Source organism: Rubrivivax gelatinosus IL144 (assembly GCF_000284255.1).
Taxonomy (GTDB): Bacteria; Pseudomonadota; Gammaproteobacteria; order Burkholderiales; family Burkholderiaceae_C; genus Rubrivivax; species Rubrivivax gelatinosus_A.
This window is the reverse complement of the sequence record NC_017075.1, coordinates 2,288,296-2,304,004: the sequence shown is the minus strand read 5'-3', so window position 1 is coordinate 2,304,004 and position 15,709 is coordinate 2,288,296. Positions and strand designations below refer to the sequence as shown.

General features: G+C 68.8%; 15 protein-coding genes. 6 read left to right on the top strand and 9 right to left on the bottom strand.

The window, feature by feature from the left end:
- Positions 1-160: 160 nt before the first annotated feature.
- From RGE_RS10720 to RGE_RS24050, 4 genes are all read right to left on the bottom strand, one after another.
- On the bottom strand, positions 161-664 hold the full coding sequence (locus RGE_RS10720; RefSeq protein ID WP_081528233.1) for an excalibur calcium-binding domain-containing protein: 504 nt from the start codon (positions 662-664) through the stop codon (positions 161-163).
- Positions 665-792: 128 nt separating this feature from the next.
- Positions 793-2,274 (bottom strand): hypothetical protein, encoded by a 1,482-nt coding sequence (locus RGE_RS23685; protein ID WP_148280161.1) that lies wholly within the window; start codon positions 2,272-2,274, stop codon positions 793-795.
- Positions 2,275-2,416: 142 nt separating this feature from the next.
- A complete protein-coding gene (locus RGE_RS23680; RefSeq protein WP_158443088.1) occupies positions 2,417-3,013 on the bottom strand; it encodes an SEC-C metal-binding domain-containing protein in 597 nt (198 codons plus the stop codon).
- Between the two features lie 126 nt (positions 3,014-3,139).
- Positions 3,140-3,760 (bottom strand): hypothetical protein, encoded by a 621-nt coding sequence (locus RGE_RS24050; protein ID WP_014428400.1) that lies wholly within the window; start codon positions 3,758-3,760, stop codon positions 3,140-3,142.
- A gap of 250 nt (positions 3,761-4,010) precedes the next feature.
- On the opposite strand from RGE_RS24050, the gene RGE_RS10710 reads away from it, so the two are divergent.
- The 4 genes from RGE_RS10710 (at position 4,011) to RGE_RS10695 (ending at position 7,129) form a co-directional block, all read left to right on the top strand.
- Positions 4,011-5,075: an IS110 family RNA-guided transposase gene (locus RGE_RS10710; RefSeq protein ID WP_014428399.1), complete on the top strand. Its 1,065-nt coding sequence runs from the start codon at positions 4,011-4,013 to the stop codon at positions 5,073-5,075.
- A 609-nt stretch (positions 5,076-5,684) separates the two neighbouring features.
- Complete coding sequence (locus tag RGE_RS10705; protein WP_014428397.1) at positions 5,685-6,137, top strand: Hsp20/alpha crystallin family protein; 453 nt, start codon at positions 5,685-5,687, stop codon at positions 6,135-6,137.
- A gap of 22 nt (positions 6,138-6,159) precedes the next feature.
- The gene (locus RGE_RS10700) at positions 6,160-6,543 is read left to right on the top strand and encodes an Hsp20/alpha crystallin family protein (RefSeq protein WP_009855655.1); all 384 of its coding nucleotides are present in this window, start codon (positions 6,160-6,162) and stop codon (positions 6,541-6,543) included.
- 79 nt (positions 6,544-6,622) lie between these two features.
- Complete coding sequence (locus RGE_RS10695) at positions 6,623-7,129, top strand: Hsp20/alpha crystallin family protein (RefSeq protein ID WP_014428396.1); 507 nt, start codon at positions 6,623-6,625, stop codon at positions 7,127-7,129.
- 132 nt (positions 7,130-7,261) lie between these two features.
- On the opposite strand, the gene RGE_RS10690 is transcribed toward RGE_RS10695, so the two are convergent.
- On the bottom strand, positions 7,262-9,985 hold the full coding sequence (locus tag RGE_RS10690) for a cation-translocating P-type ATPase (RefSeq protein ID WP_014428395.1): 2,724 nt from the start codon (positions 9,983-9,985) through the stop codon (positions 7,262-7,264).
- Between the two features lie 19 nt (positions 9,986-10,004).
- Positions 10,005-10,796, bottom strand: coding sequence for a Crp/Fnr family transcriptional regulator (locus tag RGE_RS10685; protein WP_014428394.1), 792 nt, complete (start codon positions 10,794-10,796; stop codon positions 10,005-10,007).
- A 193-nt stretch (positions 10,797-10,989) separates the two neighbouring features.
- Here RGE_RS10685 and RGE_RS10680 point away from each other — a divergent pair, with 193 nt between their 5' ends.
- Positions 10,990-12,249 (top strand): TetR/AcrR family transcriptional regulator, encoded by a 1,260-nt coding sequence (locus tag RGE_RS10680; protein ID WP_014428393.1) that lies wholly within the window; start codon positions 10,990-10,992, stop codon positions 12,247-12,249.
- Here the strand turns inward: RGE_RS10680 and RGE_RS10675 are convergent, their stop codons facing one another.
- The 3 genes from RGE_RS10675 to RGE_RS10665 form a co-directional block, all read right to left on the bottom strand.
- Positions 12,250-13,068, bottom strand: coding sequence for a ChaN family lipoprotein (locus RGE_RS10675; RefSeq protein WP_014428392.1), 819 nt, complete (start codon positions 13,066-13,068; stop codon positions 12,250-12,252). It lies immediately after the preceding gene.
- An 88-nt stretch (positions 13,069-13,156) separates the two neighbouring features.
- Positions 13,157-13,750, bottom strand: coding sequence for a CDP-diacylglycerol--serine O-phosphatidyltransferase (gene pssA, locus RGE_RS10670; protein ID WP_173391623.1), 594 nt, complete (start codon positions 13,748-13,750; stop codon positions 13,157-13,159).
- A 160-nt stretch (positions 13,751-13,910) separates the two neighbouring features.
- Positions 13,911-14,366: a tellurite resistance TerB family protein gene (locus RGE_RS10665; protein ID WP_014428389.1), complete on the bottom strand. Its 456-nt coding sequence runs from the start codon at positions 14,364-14,366 to the stop codon at positions 13,911-13,913.
- A 211-nt stretch (positions 14,367-14,577) separates the two neighbouring features.
- Here RGE_RS10665 and RGE_RS10660 point away from each other — a divergent pair, with 211 nt between their 5' ends.
- Positions 14,578-15,705, top strand: a complete 1,128-nt coding sequence (locus RGE_RS10660; RefSeq protein WP_014428388.1) for an efflux RND transporter periplasmic adaptor subunit — start codon at positions 14,578-14,580, stop codon at positions 15,703-15,705.
- Positions 15,706-15,709 lie beyond the last annotated feature (4 nt).

Sequence of the window (15,709 nt, the reverse complement as noted above, 5' to 3'; positions counted from 1 at the left end):
TGGCGCGAGAGCCGGTCACCGGGGCGTGTCCCTCCGTTCATGTCCCCCGGGCGGGCTGCGCCCGCCCTCCTCCTAATACTTCACTGCGGGACACGCCCCGGCGACCGGCTCCCGTGCGGTGGAGGGGCGCTGGCAGGTTGCGGCGCGCCTTGTCAGAGCGTCAGTGGCACCACTGCTGCTCGCAGGGAATGCCGTCGTGGTCGCCGTCCATCTCGGTGTTGGGACAGTGGGCGATGAAGAACTTGGCTTCCTCGCACGAGTGCATCTGCGTGCACCGCGTGCGGCCGTCGCAACTGAAGCGGGACGACGTGGCGGCCGGCATCGGCGCCGTCCCCCTGCGGTCGGAGGCCGCCGCCGATGCCGCTGCCGCCCGACGGGCCTTCTCCGCGGCATTCAACTCTTCGAGCGTCGGGTCCTTGCGCGGCTGCGTCGAAGGGCACGGCGCCTGCTGGAAGGTGACGGTGCCGTTGATGACGCACTTGTTCATCGACGCTGCATCGGCGGCGGGTGCGGCCATGAGGAGCGTCACCGCGGCGACGACGAGGCACAGCCACGACGGCACCACCAAGCGCGAACGAGGCCGCCGGCTTCGCTCGCCCCTGTACCCGGTCCTCCTGTCGAGCCGCACGGCGTTTGCGATCCCGGTTTTCACACCCACGCTCATGAAAGATATCTATCCTGGTTATCGATGGGAGACGAGGCATGCCGATGTGTTGATCCCGAGCCACCCGCAAGCCGGCACTCTGACAGTTCATCGGGGACGGCACCTCGCCACGAACCACTGTGCCGCAATCACTTAGAAGGAGCTTCTTGAGAGGCGACGCGTTTGGCCGATGCGGATTTACGACGCGACCTCGACGTTGCAGCAGACTGCCGCTGCGTCCCGTTATCTGACCGAGCGAACGAAGGTTTATCGGTTTTTGCCCGTTGAAACTCTGCTTTTTTAGTATCTGACCTCATGCCAGTATCGTGAACCCCGACCATTGCACTCTTCCCGTCGGTTGATACCTGCGCGAGGTACGGCTCACCATAAATCTTCTCATATGTTACATAGAACTCAGGCCGCTCCCGAAACTTATTGAAGAGCGGCCAAGTGTAATACGAAGATTGCTCAAGGATTTCGCCGGACCTGCCAATGCGCTCCATCATTTTTACCGCATTATCAAACTCATCTGTCAAGACGAGGATCGCGAGCTTAAAGTCGCGATAACTGGCCGACCAGTCGAAAGAATTAAGAAGCCTCTTGCATGACGCATCGTCGCCGGCAAACTTGTATGCGATGGCGCAATTGATTGCTCGTACTCGAACTTGTATGTCAGAAGCGTTCTTGCGCATTGGATCCGATAACGCAAAAGAACCGAGTTCGGTCGCCGTCTTCCAGCGCTTGTGCTCCAGCGCTTGGTAAAGACGGTCGTTGAGGGACTCATGCAGTTGATCATGCTCGCCGGGAAAAACCTTTGCCCAAAGGGTGTGACCTATCATGTAGCCCACCTTTGACATAACGGTTAACGCACGTCCAAAGTATTTAGCATCAACCTGCAACGTTGAACCAAGAAGTGGACGAGACTGGAATTGCAGCCCCTCCCTCTCGCAGACAGTGAGATACTGATCGCTTACCGTTCCATCGTTATGAGTGAATACATTTCTTCGCTGACCCAACTCAACAAACTCCGCCCATTCATCGAACTTCCGCAGTGTTATCTGAAATTTCTTCTCAAGACTTGCAAATTGCTCGACGTAGCTATCTCTGCGAAATGTCTCGATCTCCTTATCCAGCATGGCGCGTTTTACCGCATCAAGATCACGGAACGCAAAGAGCTCCCGAAGAGTAATCTCTTTCGCAATACCCTTAAGTAGCTCTTGGTTCTTGATGTATACAGCCTTCAAAAGAGATCCCATGAAGGCATCAAACTCGCAGAACATCTGCATAAAGAGACTTCGAGCCAGCACAGGAAGAGACTTATTGGTGTGCAGTTCTTCCAACTGCCTCAACGTCGAGGTAAGTTCAGCGAAGTCTCGAGCGGAGTCAAGCTGAACGGTATGCGGCTCGGGGCCAGCGCCCTCGTTCGGCAGGAAGTGGCTGAGCTTCTTCTCGCACTTGTTGATCTCCGCGATCTGCCACTTCTGCAAATGGGGCATCACAATGGTGATAGTTTGGCCAATATTCCGGAGCGATAGCAAATAGCGCTCGATCGCTTGCTCGATCGGATGCTGCGGCTTTTGCTCGGCTAGCGCGGGGTACATATCCGAGAGGGCTTGCTTGTCTTCCGCCATCTGCTCGTTTACAGAATCTGGATTGGGTCTCGGATTTGATGTCTTGGACATGGCTCGCTAGAGAACAGAAAGATACTCGAGTTGTCTAATGTTTGAATTCACCAGCCGCCGGAGGCGGGCCGATGGAATGGCGACTTGGGCATCATTTGCCGTGACACCGCTTGTACTTCTTCCCGCTGCCGCAAGGGCATATTTCGTTTGGTCCTACTCCGCGGAATGGATCTCTCTCCGAGAAGTAATTGTTGATTACTACGGATGGAGGTTGTTTTGACTGCTTTCGTGCTTGAAGCCAAGCCAAGAATCCAATCACAAAACCTAGAAGACCATAGAAATCACCAGGACCCTTAGGGACCAGAAGTTCTTTTATTGTGTCAAAGTCTGGCGCGATCTCTTCAATCAGCGCCATCACTTCTTGCGTGGATGACTTCTTTTCGCGCGCGTTCTCAAGAGCGACTTTAAGATGAGTTATCTTCTCCGGCGCAGCAGGGACGGACTGTACTTGAGAGACGAAATTCTCTAATGCGTGGATTGATACAACAACGTTGTGACCGTGACACGCCGGACACTGGAGAACCAGATTCTGAATTTGACCAGGGTGAAGTGCTTCAGCAAGTCGATGCAAGCAACGACCACAAACCAAATCAATGGCACCATCACCCTTGAAGAACGGGCCGGAGAATCCTTCGCCCGCGACAAAAACAGCCGCCGATCCTTCGACCGGGCGTGGGATGACGGGCAACCGAATTGATGCTCTTCTTATAGTCATAGAACTCGCAGTAGTTTTTACCCAGGGCGCCCAACGAAGAATCAACGATAGGCACTTTCGCCCAGCTTGCTGCGGCCAAAAAACTCGATACCCAATACTTCAGGCAGACAACAAGCGAAGAGCATTCTGGAATATCCAACCCAGCGCCGAATTTGTGACCACCAGAAGCGCACGAGCAGCTTCCGGCGAGAATGCTGCACCGACTATCACGTTTGTAAGAGTGCCAGCGACGAACATTGCCCAGTCTTTTCTTCCCATTCGCCGGGACGCCGCCGCAATCTCATCCAGTTTGCGGTACAAAAGCTCCAGCTTGTCAGCCTCAATGTCAGCACGACTTGACATTGACTCCTTGATTGACGCTATGTCGCTTTCAATTCGCGTCACTTCATCCGTTGAAAACGGCGCATTCTGAATATCCGACTCATCGAAAGCAGCAGAAAACCCCAGACGCGGACTAACACAAGTCAAGAGAACAACAATGTCCGAGGACCGAGAATCCGTGAGACGGACCTCAATCAGGCCGTGGGTTAGCGTCTCATAGAGCACCGCATCCCCCAGTTGCATTACACGGATTACGTTCGGCTGTCCGGGAGACCCAACCACAAGTTTTGGATCACCTCCCACCCACTCACGGAAGCTAACGACGACCCCATGGTTGTGCGCAATCTTGCTAGATTTCAGATTAATCGCAAGACTCTGCGATATAACTTCAGTCGACATACTTCGCGTTCCACAAGACTTCAGATAATTGATTTTGAGGCGCTCTCCGAGGTCCGCCAAGCACACCGCCCCCTTTGGGGGGGACGCCAACACGATCAAGAGGACAACCCAGCCCTGCCGCGGACGTCGGGTGGCCGGTGTAGGGAATACGAAGGGACTTCCCGCAACCAGCACGTCGCCGAGACGCCAGGATTGAGGGAGGGATCAGTCCGACGCTGGAAAGGAGAAGTCCGTGGAAAAGCCTCCTGCAATGCCTGTCGTCCGAGTAGGCGTGGATCTGGCCAAACGCGTGATCCAGGTGCACGCGGTGGATGCCGCCGGGCACGTGGTGGTGGCCCGAGCGCTGCCGCGCGAGAAGTTTCTGGCCTGGTGCGCGCAACTGCCGCCGGGCTGTACGGTGGCGATGGAGACCTGCAGCGGCGCGCACCACTGGGCCCGCCGGCTGCAAGAGATGGGTTTGCAGCCGCGGCTGCTGGCGGGCCACTTCGTCGGGCCGTACCGACTGCAGGGCCGGCGCGCCAAGAACGACGCCAACGACGCGGCGGCCATCTGCGAGGCAGCCAGCCGCCCGCAGATGCACTTCGTGCCGGTCAAGAGCGCCGAGCAGCAAGCGGTGCTGGCCGTGCACCGGCTGCGCGAGGGCTACAAGGTCGAGCGCACGGCCTGCATCAACCGCATCCGCGGCCTGCTCGCCGAGTTCGGCATCAGCTTCGCTCAGACACCCGAGGCGCTGCGCGAAGGCCTGGCCGACGCGCTGGAAGACGCCACCAGCGAGATGCCGTGGCTGGCTCGCGTGGCACTGCAACGTGCGCGGCTGCAGTGGGTCGAACTCGATTGCCACATCGCCTGGTGCGACGAGCGCATCACCGCACACCTCAAGGCCGACGCGCAGGTGCAGACGGCCGCCAGGCTCATCGGCATCGGAGCGGTGGGCGCCTCGGCAGCGGTGGCCACCGTCGGCGACTTCCGCCAGTTCAAGAGCGGCGCGCAGTTCGGATCCTGGGTCGGCCTGGCGCCGAGCCAGAACTCCAGCGGCGGGAAAGCCAAACTCGGACGCATCACCCGACACGGTGACACCTACCTGCGCACCCTGCTCATCCAGGGCGCCAAGTCCGCTGTCATGACCGCGCACAAACGCGACGACCGGATCTCGCGCTGGCTGGTGCAACTCACCGCGCGCGTGGGCTGGCAAAAGGCCGTCGTGGCCATGGCCAACAAGAACGCCCGCATCCTCTGGGCGGTACTCGCCAAGGGACAGCGCTTCGATCCCGACCACGTCAGCAGCAAACCCGGCGGCGCGGCCGCCGCCTGTTGACGCGACCGGCCCCGAATTCACCGACTTCCTCCAGGCGTGCGGCAGAAGATGCATCACACAGGTCAGACCGGCGGCGGGCAAGCTCGACTAATCCAATGTCGCGCCACAGGCGTCGACGAGTAGGGAATGGAGCCCCGCCGAGCGGTTCGTATCTGGGCCCGCACGGGCAAGCCGTGCAACAAGGCCGTCTGTAGATGTGCAGTCTGTTCTCTGTGCCGATGCAGCCTCGCGGCGCACGCCTCAGCTGGAAGACGATTGACCGGAGCCATCGCGTGTTGACTCGGTGGGAAGTCCCTGTAGAAGTATTAGGAGGAGGCCCGGCGCAGCCGGGCCGGGGGACATGACCGGAACCGGCCACCCGACGACCGCGGCATACAGCGAGCGCCAGCGTGCAACCGACCCGGCGCCGCCGACTGCGCCAGATCAAATCCACACAGCCGCACCACCCAAACACGGTCCCGAGCGCCAACAAGTAGCGACAAGACGCCCCCAAGGCACGCAACAAGACCCCTCTTGAAAGCGCCAGACCCGACCCCTAACTGACCGGTACAGCCAGCGGCGGCACCCAACAAGCCCCGCCGGCCGCAACCCGACACTAGGAGGTCAACCATGTACCGCACCCTGTTCCCGCGCGACGTCTTCGCCGAGCTGGATCGCCTGCAGCGCGACCTGACGTCGGTGTTCGAAGGCTCACCCAGCATTCGCGGCATCGGCCGCGGCGGGTATCCGGCGCTCAACGTCGGCAGCACCGACAGCGCGTTCGAGGTCTACGCCTTCGCACCGGGCCTGGACCCGGCCACCATCGACGTCAACCTCGACCGCGGCGTGCTCACGATCGACGGTGAACGCAAGGCCGGCCTGCCGCCGCAAGCCGAAGCCGGCAGCGACAGCAAGCGCACCGTGCACCTGCAGGAGCGCTTCACCGGCCGCTTCCGCCGCGTCGTCAGCCTGCCCGACGACATCGACCCCAACGCCGTCACGGCCGACTACAAGGACGGCGTGCTGCGCGTCAGCGTCCAGCGCCGCGCCGCCGCCCAGCCGCGCCGCATCGCCGTCAACTGAACGCCCGACTTCGGAGGACACCATGAACGCCGTCACCCAAACCCGTGACACCGCGGCCACCACCGCCGCCCGCGAGCCCGCGCTGCTGCCCCCGGTGGACGTCGTCGAGGACGCCACCGGCATCACGCTCTACGCCGACCTGCCCGGCGTGCCGCGCGAGAACCTGCACCTGCGCGTCGAAGGCGACCAGCTGACGCTGGAAGCCGAGATGGCGCTGGCCCTGCCGCAGGCGCTGCAGCCGCAGCACGCCGAGGTGCAGCTCTCGCGCTACCGCCGCGGCTTCACGCTGAGCAAGGAGCTCGACGCCGAGAAGGTCAGCGCCGAGCTGTCGCAAGGCGTGCTGCGCGTGCGCATCCCCAAGGCCGAGCACGCCCAGCCGCGCAAGATCGCCGTCCAGGTCGCCTGACCGCGTGACGACACGCCGGCCGCCGCCGCGGCCGGCGCTTTTTCCAGCAGCATCACCCCATCCCCATCGGAGCAACGCCATGAAGATCGACGAGATCCGCCAAGGCTTCGGCACGCTGTGGGACAGCGTCACCGAAGGTTGGGACCGCCTGCGCCAGTCGGCCGCCGGCGCGCTGACCCGGCTGCGGCCGGGTGACGACACCGCCCTGCCCGCGCGCGAACACGTGGACGACACGCTGTGGATGCCCAGCGCCGGCTGGGCGATGATGGGCGGCGAAGTCTTCGAGGACGACGACCGCCTCGTCGTGCGCCTCGAGGCCCCGGGCCTGGAGAAGGAAGACTTCGACGTCCAGGTGCAGGGCGAGACGCTGGTCGTGCGCGGCAGCAAGCGTTTCGAGCGCGAAAGCACCGAAGGCCGCTGGCGCGTGATGCAGTGCGCCTACGGCGCGTTCCAGCGCACGGTGCCGCTGCCGGTGCCGGTGCGCGGCGAAGAGGCCCGCGCCAGCTACCGCAACGGCGTGCTGCGCGTCGAGCTGCCCAAGCTCGCACCCGGCAAGCCGCGCACGGTGTCGGTGCAAGTCGGTTAGCAGTCCTGGCGGCCTTGCCGCCCAGACTGCTCACCTGCGGTTGAATGCACGGCTCCCCCGAGCCCCCTCCGAGAGGGTGCTCCCGCATGTTCAACCGCACCCTCCAGCCTCCCTCCGTGAGGGAGGCTCCGTTCAGTTTGAGGAGTGGGCGGCGCGGCGCGGGCCGCCCCGCAGCCGCGCCAGCAGCTTGCGCGCCTCCTCCACCCACAGCACGGCGCTGGCCAGCACGGCGAGCGTGCCCCAGGTGGCCGCCGGCAGCGCCACGGTGTGGAACAGCGCGCCCAGCGGCGCCCAGTGCACCACGGCCACCTGCAAGGCGATGCCCAGCGCCAGGCCGCCCGCCAGCCAGGGGTTGCGCAACCAACCCAGGCTGAACACCGAGCGCCAGCGCGACTGGCAGTTCAGCACGTTGAACCACTGGCACATCGCCATCAGCGTGAAGGTCTCGGTGCGCACCTGCTCGATCGGCAGCCCGGCGCCCACGCGCGTGGCGTACCAGCCGTAGGTCACGGCCACCGCGGTGGTCGCCATCAGCGCGATGCGGCCCAGCATCGCGCGGTCCACCAGCGGCTCGTCGCGCGGCGTCGGCGGGCGGCGCATCTCGTCGCCGTCGGGCGGGTCCATCACCAGGTTCACGGTCAGCGTGCCTTCGGTGACGATGTTGATCCAGAGGATCTGCACCGCCAGCAGCGGCAGCGGCTGGCCGCCGCCCAGCGCCAGCAGCAGCAGCGCCACCTCGTCCAGCGAAGTGGCGAAGAGGTAGAGGATGACCTTCTTCAGGTTGCCGTAGACCACCCGCCCCTGCTCGACGGCGCCGACGATGGTGGCGAAGTCGTCGTCGGTGACGACGATGCGCGCCGCGCTCTTGGCCACCTCGGTGCCGGTGATGCCCATCGCCACGCCGACGTCGGCACGCGCCAGCGCCGGCGCGTCGTTGACACCGTCGCCGGTCATCGCGACGACCTCGCCGCCGGCCTGCAGCGCCTCGACAATGCGCAGCTTCTGCGCCGGCTGCACCCGCGCGAAGACAGCGATATGCGCGATGCCGTCGCGCAGCTCGGCTTCGCCCAGGCGCTCCAGCGTCGGCCCGTCGACGGCGCGGTCATCGGGCCCGGCGATGCCCAGCGCGCGTGCGATCGCCAGCCCGGTCAGCCGGTGGTCGCCGGTGACCATGACGACACGCACGCCGGCGGCGTGGCAGGCGGCCACCGCCGCACGCGCTTCCTCGCGCGGCGGGTCGATCTGGCCGGCCAGCCCCAGCAGGCGCAGCCGGCCGGCGTGGGCTTCGGGCTCGGGGCTGGCGTCGGCCGGCAGGCCGTCGGCGGCGGCGAAGGCCAGAACGCGCAGCGCGCCGCCGGCCAGCGCCTCGGCCTCGGCACGCGCCGCGGCCACCGCCTCGCCGGGCGGCAAGAGCTTCAGCACCGCCTCGGGCGCACCCTTGACCAGCAGGCGCGCGCCGCCGCGGCCGTCGTCGTGCAGCGTCGCCATCAGCTGGCGGTCGGCGTCGAAGGGCAGCTCGGCCAGCCGCGGCGCGGCGGCGCGCACCTCGGCCACGTCGACGCCGGCCTTGGCGGCCAGCGTGCAAAGCGCGCCTTCGGTCGGGTCGCCGGCCACGCTCCAGCGGCCGTCGGCGGCCTGGCGCAGCGTGGCGTCGTTGCACAGCGCGGCGGCCTCGGCCAGCGCCGTCAGCGCCGGGCCGGCGGCCGGGGCGCCGTCGCGGCTGATGGCGCCTTCGGGCGCGTAGCCGCTGCCGGCGACGTCGGCCCGCAGGCCGGCGGCGCCCTCGGGCCACCACAGCCGCGTCACCGTCATCTCGTTGCGCGTCAGCGTGCCGGTCTTGTCGCTGCAGATGACGGTGGTCGAGCCCAGCGTCTCGACGGCCGACAGGCGGCGGATCACCGCGCCGCGCGAGGCCATGCGCTGCATGCCGACGGCCAGCGCGATCGTCACCGCCACCGGCAGGCCCTCGGGCACCACCGAGACCATCTGGCTGATCGCCACCATCAGCACCTCGACGGCCGGCAGCCCGCGCCACAGGCCCAGCAGCATCACGGCGACGAACAGCACCAGCGACGCGCCCACCAGCCAGCGGCCGAAACGTTCGATGCGGCGCTCCAGCGGCGTGCGCTGGTCGGCCGCGCCTTCGGTCAGCCCGGCGATGCGGCCGACCTCGGTGTGCGCCCCGGTGGCCACCACCAGCGCCAGCGCGCGCCCGCCGGTGACGTAGGTGCCGGAATAGAGCATGTCGTGGCGGTCGGCCAGGCCGGTGGCCTCGGGCACCGGGCTGGTGCTCTTGGCCACCGGCACCGATTCGCCGGTCAGCGCGGCTTCGGCGGCACGGCACTGGGCGGCGTCGACGAGGCGGGCATCCGCCCCCACCGCGTCGCCGGCGGCCAGCGCCAGCAGGTCGCCGGGCACCAGCTCGCGCGCCGCCACCTCGGTCTCGGCGCCGTCGCGGCGCACACGCACACGCAGCGCCGACAACTGCCGCAGCGCGGCCATCGAGCGTTCGGCGCGGCCTTCCTGCGCCGCGCCGATGGCGGCGTTGACGGCGACGACGGCCAGGATGACCGCGGCGTCGCCGTAGTGGCCCAGCGCCAGTGCGATCAGCGCGGCGACGAACAGGATGTAGATCAGCGGGCTGCGGAACTGCTGCAGCAGCACGTGCCAGGCCGGCCGCGGCGGCGGCTCGGGCAAGGTGTTGGCGCCGTGGGCAGCGAGGCGGCGCGCGGCTTCGGCGGCGCTCAGGCCGCGGGTCATGTCGCTCTGCAGCGCCTGGGCGACGGCGGCGCCGTCCAGCGCGTGCCAGGCGGCTTGCGGCGGGGACGGAGCGGACGGGGTCGAGGCGGCGGTCATCGGCGCCCCGACACTAAGCTCATTCGGGGCAGTCTTCCAGCCCGTGTGCGGCCACCTGGGCCAGGCCGGCTTCGTCGACGACGACCAGGCGCGAGCCCGAACGTTCGACCAGGCCCTGCTGCAGCATCGCGCGCCAGGCGCGGTTCACGCGCTGGCGGCTGCCGCCGACGCTGGCCGCCAGTTCGGCCTGCGAGACGTCGAGCTCGATGCGCGTGCCTTCGGGCCCGTCGTGGCCGAACTGACGCGCCAGCCGCTGCACCTGGCGCGCCAGGCGCTGGGCCAGCGGCATCGTGTGCAGTTCCTCGAAGCGGCGGAACATGCGCCGCAGGCGCTGGCAGTTCAGCTGCAGCAGCGCGTCGCGCAGCTCGGCGTGCTGGTCCATCAGCTCGCGCAGCGTCGGTTTGGCCAGCACCACCAGCGTCGACGGCATGTGGGCCACGGCGTCCAGGTCCGAGGGCCGGTCGTCGATGGCGGCGATGTCGCCGAACCACTGGCCGGGGCCGACGAAGTCCAGCGTGAAACTGCGGCCGTCGGACAGCGCCGTGCCCAGGCGCACCGCGCCGCGCGCGACGCCGAACCAGCAGGCCGACAGGTCGCCGCGGCTGCCGATGCGCACGCCGGCGGCCACGCGCCGCACCTGGCCGCGCGACAGGATCGCGTCGCGCAGCCCCGGCGACAGGCCGGCGAACCAGGGGCCGGACTGCAGCGCGGCCTTCTCGCCCAGGCGCAGTTCCTGGTGCGCCGGCAGCGTCGCCCAGGCGGGCAGCGGGCGGCGCAGCAGCGGCAGCTCGATCGGTTCGGCAGTCAGCATCGCGTGGTCTCCGGCACCGGCGGCACCCGCCGCCTGGACAAACCCGTTTTTCGGCCGGGGCCTTGTTGCCCCCGATCAAGCGAGAGAAAGACAAGGAATCGACCGCGGAAGCGACCATACCCGGACCCTCGAAAACCCGACATCGGCACAAACCACAGGGCGCGGCACGGAACTCGGGCGGCATCGTTGCGCCATGCCCGGCACCACCGCCTCCCCGCCGCCCGACGCCGCGTCCGCCCACGCCCCGCACGGCACCCGTCGCCGCGAGGCGCTGCTGGACGCCGCGGCGCGCCGCTTCAACGAACAAGGCCTGCGCGGCGCGACGCTGGCCGACATCGCCGGCGCCGTCGGGCTGGCGACGAACAGCCTGACGCACTACTTCCGGCGCAAGGAGGAACTGGCCGCGGCCTGCCTGCTGCGCGCCGTCGCCGCGGTCGACGAACTGGCGGCCGAAGCCGCCGCCGAGCCGGCGCTGGAGGCGCGGCTGCGGCGCTTCTTCTGCGGCTTCGCCGCCCGGCTGGCCGAGGTGCACGCCGGGCGGCGCCCCGACCTGGTGGCCTTCAACGACGTGCGTGCGCTGCCCGAGTCGCAGGCCGAGCCGGTGTTCGCGGCCTACAACACGATGTACCGCCGGGTGCGGGCGCTGCTCGACGCCGAGGACGCGCCGCGCCTGTCGCGCGCCGAGCGCAACGCGCGTGGCCACGTCGTGCTGTCGGTGGCCAACTGGCTGCGCACCTGGATCGTCAGGCACGAGCTGGAGTGCTACGAACGTGCTGCGGCGCGGGTCGCCGAGCTGCTGGCGCACGGGCTGGCGGCGCCGGGCTCACGCTGGGCGCAGGTGGCCGAGCGGCCGGCCATCGTGCTGGCACCGCCGGCCGAAGACGCCGCGGCCGAGGCCTTTCTGCAGGCGGCCACGGCGCTGGTCAACGAGCAGGGTTACCGCGGCGCGTCGGTGGAGCGCATCGCCGCGCGGCTGCACCTCAGCAAGGGCGCCTTCTATCACCGCCACGACACCAAGCACGACCTGATCTCGGCCTGTTTCGACCGCAGCTTCGAGCTGCAGCGCGCGGCGCTGCGCGCCGCCGAGGCGGCGCCGGGCAGCGGCTGGCAACGCGCCGGCGCGGCGGCGCGCGCGATGGCGCGTTTCCAGCTGTCGGCCCAGGGGCCGCTGCTGCGCGCCTCGGCCACCAGCGCCCTGCCCGACGCCGCCGAGCGCGAACGTGTGCAGCGCAGCGGCGAACGCCTGGCGGCACGCTGCGCCGAGCTGCTGCTGGCCGGCCTGGTCGACGGCTCGATCCGGCCGCTGGACCCGGCGCTGGCCGCCGAGGTGCTGCTGGCCGTCGTCAACGCCGGCGCCGAGCTGCCGCTGTGGGTGCCGGAGGCCGGCAGCGAAGACGTCGCGCGGCTGATGCTGCAGCCGCTGTTCGAGGGCCTGCTGGCGCCGCCCGTTTGATCAGCGCGCGGCCGAGGCCGCCGGCGCGGCGCGCATCGCGGCGCAGGGGTCGGCGCGGTTCTGGCGCGGCACCTCGACGCGGCGGTCGAAGGCGCTGACCTCGTCGCCGGCTTCGACGACGCCGATCGCCTCGGAACGCGCGCGTGTCGCCGGGCTCAGCCAGCGCGGCGCGCCGACGTCGGTGCGAACGTGGCCGTTGCCGGCCAGCAGCACGGCGCCGCCGGCGGCGTGGGCTTCCAGCGCGCGCGCCATGCTCTGGTCACGCGCCACCTGGGCCAGCGCCATGCGGCGCGCCATCGCGGCGTCGAGCTGGCCGCAGTGCGAGCCTTCGATCTCGCCGGCCAGCGTGTCGAGCACCGGCGCCGGCACCGCGGCGTCGAAGCCTTGCGCGGCCAGACCCTCGCGCATCACCAGCCGGGCATCGGCGCGCGAGACGTTGGCGGCCACGATCGGCACGCCGGCGCGCAGGGCGGCGGCGACGAAGGGGCGGTAGAAGCTCCAGTCCCAGCCCGGGCCGCCGGCCGCGGCGATCAGCGCGTCGGCGTCGCCGCCGGCGGCGCGTGCGGCGTCGAGCGCGCCCTGGCGCTCGCGGTCGAACTGCTCCATCACCAGCGCCGGGCGCGCGCCGCGCGCCAGCAAGGCCTCGAAAGCGGCCAGGCGCAGCGCGTGCGCGGCGGCGTTGTCGTGCACCTCGCCGAGCAGGACGACGGGGCGCTCGGGCACGAGCGGTGCGGGGGCGGCGCAGGCGGCCACGGCCGCGCAGGCGGCGACGGCGGCGGCGGCACGGCGCCAGGGGACGGACGGCGTCAGGACGGTCACGGCAGGATCCTCGGGGACGAACGTGAACGGCTGGCGGCGGCTGGCGCGTGGAGAACCCGGCAGGCGCCAGCGCCCGCCGGGCAGGCGATCAGAGCTTGGGGATGCGGATGCGGCTGATCATCAGCGAACCCGAGATCGCGTAGACCAGCACCAGCGGGTGCAGCGTGAAGCCGCCGAACTGCAGGTGGCCGAACCAGAGTTCCTGGCGCACGTCGCCCAGCGCGGCGGCGATGGCCAGCATCGCGACGATCAGGATCGAGGTCGGGATCGGCGTGCCCTCGAAGTACTTGACCTTGCCGGTGCCTTCGGACAGCGCCTCGGCAGTGACGTTGTAGCGCGCCAGCCGCGACACGCCGCAGGCGACGAAGTAGACCAGCACGATGCGGTCGTACAGGCCCTGCATGCCGACGCCGTAGGCCATGATGGCCGGGGCGACGCCGAAGGAGATCACGTCGGCCAGCGAGTCGAGCTCGCGACCCATCGCCGAACTCTTCTGTCGCCAGCGCGCGATGCGGCCGTCGAGCACGTCGAAGACCAGCGCGGCCAGCACCAGCGCGGCGGCGAAGTACACGTGCAGCACGTCGCCGGTCTCGAGATAGGTCATCGTCGAGAACAGCGCCCCGATGCCGCAGATCGCGTTGCCGAGGGTGAACCAGTCCGCGAGATGGAACTCGCGGATCATCGAAAAGGGTTTGGGGGGCGGAAGAGACGTCGTCATGGGCGATCACCGCTGCCGTCGCGCGGCAGCCGGGGCGCCAGTGTACGGGGGCCGGAGGGGACAGCGCACCGGATTGGGTCAGTGCGCCGGTCGGCCATCGACGGCAAAGCCTGCCGCAAGGCCTTCATGCGCCGGCCGCCTCGCGGGCGCGGCGCCTGGCATGCACGTAGGCGCCGTGCGGCACGTGCAGCAGGTCGGCGATGCGCCACAGCAGGTGCTGCTCGTGGTCGCCGAGCACGCCGTCGGCATAGGCCACGCGCCACATCGCCTCGACGATGGCGATCTTCTGCCCGGTGTCCCAGGCCTCGTCGACAGCCGAGGTGAAGCCGAACAGGTCGCTGGCCTCGGCCACGGCGCGTTCGGCGAGCGCGACGAGCTGCTGCAGCGCGTCGTCGGCGAGGCCGAACTGCTGGCGCAGCTCGGCGACGACCGAGGCGCGCGCCGCCGGTGTGACCTCTCTCTCGGAGCGCATCACCTCGACCAGCAAGGCGGCGCAGGCGAGCTGCAGCGGGGGGACGTCGTCGCGCGCATCGCGCGGCGGGACAAGGGTGTCGAACAGGTCTTTGAGGGTCTCGAACATCGTCTCGGCAGGCGCGCCGGCCACGGCGGCGCAGCGCCCAAGCGTAGCGCGGCCGGCGATGTCCCCACGGGGCGGCGTTCGTCGCGGCCGCGGAGCCTCCGCGCCGCGCCACCCCCCGTTCGTCGCAGCCGGCGCCCGGCCGGTGCCGGCTGACGTTACGCTCGCGGCTTTTGTCGACCGCGCCGCGCCCCCCGCGGCCAAGCCGGAATCCATGCGCCGCGTCCTGACCGCCGTCTGTCTCGCCTGCCTGCTCGCCGCCTGCGGCAAACCCGGAACCCCCGGCCCCGCCGGCGCCGCCTCCTCCGCCGCCGCGACGCTGATCGTCGCCCCGGAAGACATCGTCACGGTGCAGTCCAGCGCGATCGCCGGCGGCCCGGTGATCACCGGCTCGATCCAGCCCGAACGCCGCGCCGACCTGGCCGCCGAGGTGGCCGCGGTCGTCGTCCAGGTGCTCAAGGACAACGGCGAGGCGGTGCGCCGCGGCGACCTGCTGATGCGCCTGGACGACACCGCGCTGCGCGAGAGCCAGACCTCGGCCGACGAGTCGGTGCGCGCGGCGACGCAGGCTTACGAGCAGGCCGAGCGCCAGGTGCAGCGCCTGAGGACGCTGCAGCAGCAGGGCATGATCTCCACGCAGGCGCTGGAAGACGCCGAGATCCGGCGCAACACCACGCAGAGCGAACTCGTCGCCGCCCGCGCCCGCGCGGTGTCGGCACGACAGCAGGTCACGCGCACGCTGGTGCGCGCGCCCTTCGACGGCGTCGTCAGCGAGCGCCGCGTCTCGGTCGGCGACACGGTGCAGATCGGGCGCGAGCTGGTGAAGGTCATCGACCCGACGAGCATGCGCTTCGAGGGCCTGGTCTCGGCCGACCGCGTGGCCGAGCTGAAGACCGGGCAGACGGTGCGTTTCCGCGTCAACGGCTACGGCAACGAGGAGTTCGCCGGCCGCGTGCGCCGCATCGACGCCGCGGCCAACGCGACGACGCGCCAGGTGGCGCTGATCGTCGACTTCGCCGACGCCGCCAAGGCGCCGCGTGTCGCCGGCCTGTTCGCCGAAGGCCGCGTCGAGACCGGCAGCAGCGACCGCCTGACGCTGCCCGAGAGCCCGATCGTGCGCAGCGGCGAGGCCGCCGCCGTCTGGCGCCTGGACGGCAAGACGCTGCAGCGCGTGGCCGTCAAGCTGGGCGAGCGCGACGAGCGCAGCGGGCTCTACCCGGTGCTCGCCGGGCTGGCCGCCGGCGACCGCGTGCTGCGCAACCCGTCGCGCACGCTCGCGCCGGGCCAGGCCTACGAGCTGGGCGCGGCCGCCAGCGCCGCCGCGGCTTCGGCCGCCAAGTGAGGCG

What these genes read in the sequence shown, in the direction of transcription:
- RGE_RS10720 (WP_081528233.1), bottom strand. Translation starts at nt 664, where the DNA reads ATGAGCGTGGGTGTGAAAACCGGGATCGCAAACGCCGTGCGGCTCGAC.
- RGE_RS23685 (WP_148280161.1), bottom strand. Translation starts at nt 2,274, where the DNA reads ATGGCGGAAGACAAGCAAGCCCTCTCGGATATGTACCCCGCGCTAGCC.
- RGE_RS24050 (WP_014428400.1), bottom strand. Translation starts at nt 3,760, where the DNA reads ATGTCGACTGAAGTTATATCGCAGAGTCTTGCGATTAATCTGAAATCT.
- RGE_RS10710 (WP_014428399.1), top strand. Translation starts at nt 4,011, where the DNA reads ATGCCTGTCGTCCGAGTAGGCGTGGATCTGGCCAAACGCGTGATCCAG.
- RGE_RS10705 (WP_014428397.1), top strand. Translation starts at nt 5,685, where the DNA reads ATGTACCGCACCCTGTTCCCGCGCGACGTCTTCGCCGAGCTGGATCGC.
- RGE_RS10700 (WP_009855655.1), top strand. Translation starts at nt 6,160, where the DNA reads ATGAACGCCGTCACCCAAACCCGTGACACCGCGGCCACCACCGCCGCC.
- RGE_RS10695 (WP_014428396.1), top strand. Translation starts at nt 6,623, where the DNA reads ATGAAGATCGACGAGATCCGCCAAGGCTTCGGCACGCTGTGGGACAGC.
- RGE_RS10690 (WP_014428395.1), bottom strand. Translation starts at nt 9,985, where the DNA reads ATGACCGCCGCCTCGACCCCGTCCGCTCCGTCCCCGCCGCAAGCCGCC.
- RGE_RS10685 (WP_014428394.1), bottom strand. Translation starts at nt 10,796, where the DNA reads ATGCTGACTGCCGAACCGATCGAGCTGCCGCTGCTGCGCCGCCCGCTG.
- RGE_RS10680 (WP_014428393.1), top strand. Translation starts at nt 10,990, where the DNA reads ATGCCCGGCACCACCGCCTCCCCGCCGCCCGACGCCGCGTCCGCCCAC.
- pssA (WP_173391623.1), bottom strand. Translation starts at nt 13,750, where the DNA reads ATGATCCGCGAGTTCCATCTCGCGGACTGGTTCACCCTCGGCAACGCG.
- RGE_RS10665 (WP_014428389.1), bottom strand. Translation starts at nt 14,366, where the DNA reads ATGTTCGAGACCCTCAAAGACCTGTTCGACACCCTTGTCCCGCCGCGC.
- RGE_RS10660 (WP_014428388.1), top strand. Translation starts at nt 14,578, where the DNA reads ATGCGCCGCGTCCTGACCGCCGTCTGTCTCGCCTGCCTGCTCGCCGCC.